This is a genomic window from Vibrio sp. 10N.286.48.C11 (genome assembly GCF_041469805.1).
Taxonomy (GTDB): Bacteria; Pseudomonadota; Gammaproteobacteria; order Enterobacterales; family Vibrionaceae; genus Vibrio; species Vibrio crassostreae_C.
Genome location: NZ_JBFRLK010000172.1, coordinates 1 through 2,613, shown reverse-complemented (window position 1 = coordinate 2,613; position 2,613 = coordinate 1). Strand labels below are relative to the sequence as shown.

Here is a 2,613-nt window from a genome sequence, read left to right as displayed (position 1 = left end):
ACGGACATTTCTGAGTTAGCACTTTTGCTAAATTAGGGAAAGACGAATTAACTGAAGTATGGCAAACGTTAGTTTAACTAGTCCCCAGAACCATTATTAGCGATCACGGCTAGTTATCCAGCGGCCATTCACGTGTTTCTATCAACCCTTTTGCAAGCAATTCATGACGAAGTTGATGAATCTTGGCTTTGAGTTCATCACGTATCAATCGAATCGCTGGAGAGATTAACTGACGACTTGGCAAGACGAGCCACATTTCGGTCAGTGGTATCTCACAATCGGCCAATATCCTTTCTAATCGGCCCGCGAGTAGGTCCTTTCCAACATCAATAGCTGATTTCTTCGCTATCCCTGCTCCATCAATGCACCACCTACGCACGATATCACCATCATTCACCGCTCTATCGCTGTTCATTTTGATTCTGTATTTTTGATCATCGTGATAAAGCTCCCAACCGTCGTGTAAGACCTCATAGAGCTTGTAGAGTAGGGCATTGTGTTGATACAAATCGCCGGGAACCATAGGTCGACCATGATTTTCAATATAATCAGGAGAAGCACATAAAACGTGCGGGATATTGCAGATCTTAAATCCATACAAGTTGGATTCCTGCGCCGCCCCTTTGGTCATTGCTCGCAACGCTACATCAACTCCATCTCGGTAAAAATCGATTCGGCTATCACTTACGTGAAGCCTTAGAGATACGTCTGGATGTTTATCCATCACACCATTTAGCAAAACGCGCATCAGGTTGCGCCCCATCTCAGAAGACACCGCGATACGAACTTCCCCACTGATGGATTGCTGCTCTTCCTTGACCAACACCTGTCCTTGTTGCAACAAATCCAATGCTTGTTGGCACAAAGGCAAGTAGCGTTCACCTTCTGGAGTTATGCGCATCTTTCGGGTCGTTCGAACAAATAATTCGGCGCCTAATACTTGCTCTATTCGTTTTAATGACACGCTTGCCGCAGACGAGCTAATATCCAGTTGATTCGCCGCCGCTGTAATAGATTGAAGCTCGGCAACTTTCAGCAATACCTGTAAATCCGAAATTTTCATAACCATCCTTCTTCATCGCCCACTCGCAATGGTTCAATCTTTATTATCCACGATTTAAGGAAAGTTTATTAAAGATTAGTCCGTTTATCGAATGATAACTTTGAATATTATTCATCTCAAGCAAACACAGCAGAGACATTTCTATGAAATCACTAATTAAAGCATCGACATTAGCACTAGCGACAGCTCTACTTACTACTCCTTCTTTTGCCGATGAAGGCGCTTCAAAAGTTGTCGCTGCTAACGACATTGAGTGGGGTTATCTGAACCCGCTGCGCGGCGTACTTAGCCCAGGAGCAGCCGACCTTTGGGGTGACCGTACAACCGATACCGCAACAGGTATGTTAGTACGCTTTAAGAAAGGCTTTGAATCACCACCGCACATTCATAACATCACGTATCGCGGTATCGTGATTGAAGGTCAGATGCATAACGACGACCCAACATCAGAAAAAATGTGGATGCCACCCGGTTCATTCTGGACGCAGCCAGCAGGTGAAGACCACACAACGGCAGCGAACGGCGAAACTAACCTAATCTATCTTGAGATTGATGCGGGGCCATATCTAGTTAAACCGTCTGCGGAAAAATTCGATAATGGCGAACGCCCTCTGAACCTGCATAAAGACAACATTGTGTGGCTAAACAGCAGCGATCTTCACGACATCAGTGCAGAAGGTGTTCAATCCACATACGTTTGGGGTAGTACCTCTGATATGGGTGGCTCAATGATTAAACTGCCTGCCGGTTTTGACGGCAAAATCACTACAGACGCAAGTGAGTTCCGCGCCGTTGTGATTGCAGGCTCGATTGAGTACAACTCAAAAGAACAAAGCAGCAATCTTACTTTAAACCCGGGAAGCTACGTGGAATCTGAGGACAAGTTCTCTCATAACATCACCAACACGGGGGACTCTGAGGCAACAATCTACATCCGTACTAACAGCAAGTACCAAGTGAAATAAGCCCTAGCTCGCTTTGTCCCTCGCCATCGGCTTAATCCCCCTTAAACCGGTGGCAATTTCCATCGACGCGCAAATCTGTGCAGCACAAGGGTTATGTACAATACAAAGGTTAATATATGAAACACATATTGTTCATCGCTTCTTTGATCATGGTGACATTCAGCTCTGCCTCTTTTGCAGCAAACCAAGTGCGCGATGAAAATACGGTAGAAATTGAGTGGCTTGATCTGATCCCAGAAAGCGAACGTGCACGCGTCAGCGATGAAACCCTTGCTGCCCTTGACCATAGTGCGAATGTTGCTCAGCAGGCTCTAGTGGGAAGTGTTCGTCCAGAACTGAATGGCAGCAACGTCAAAATACCGGGTTTCGTGATTCCATTAGAAGGGGACTCAGAGTCAATCTCTGAGTTTCTTTTGGTTCCCTTTTATGGTGCGTGTATTCACGTTCCACCACCACCTCCAAACCAGATTATTTACGTCAAGTTTGAAGAAGGGACTCCAACTAATACCAATTAAAGTAAAAATGTGATCTAATTAAGATTGATGAATTATTGTGAAATTTAGCTATGGATAGCCTTAATAACAC

General features: G+C 45.0%; 3 protein-coding genes. 2 read left to right on the top strand and 1 reads right to left on the bottom strand.

The window, feature by feature from the left end; translation table 11 throughout:
- Window positions 1-109: 109 nt before the first annotated feature.
- A complete protein-coding gene (locus tag AB4209_RS22445) occupies window positions 110-1,063 on the bottom strand; it encodes a LysR family transcriptional regulator (RefSeq protein WP_372057455.1) in 954 nt (317 codons plus the stop codon).
- A gap of 143 nt (window positions 1,064-1,206) precedes the next feature.
- Here AB4209_RS22445 and AB4209_RS22440 point away from each other — a divergent pair, with 143 nt between their 5' ends.
- Window positions 1,207-2,028, top strand: coding sequence for a DUF4437 domain-containing protein (locus AB4209_RS22440; RefSeq protein WP_372057454.1), 822 nt, complete (start codon window positions 1,207-1,209; stop codon window positions 2,026-2,028).
- 116 nt (window positions 2,029-2,144) lie between these two features.
- Entirely contained in the window at window positions 2,145-2,543 is a 399-nt protein-coding gene (locus AB4209_RS22435; protein WP_372057453.1) for a DUF3299 domain-containing protein, read from the top strand.
- Window positions 2,544-2,613 lie beyond the last annotated feature (70 nt).

Coding starts and splice junctions, on each gene's coding strand:
- AB4209_RS22445 (WP_372057455.1), bottom strand. CDS start 1,063: ATGAAAATTTCGGATTTACAGGTATTGCTGAAAGTTGCCGAGCTTCAA.
- AB4209_RS22440 (WP_372057454.1), top strand. CDS start 1,207: ATGAAATCACTAATTAAAGCATCGACATTAGCACTAGCGACAGCTCTA.
- AB4209_RS22435 (WP_372057453.1), top strand. CDS start 2,145: ATGAAACACATATTGTTCATCGCTTCTTTGATCATGGTGACATTCAGC.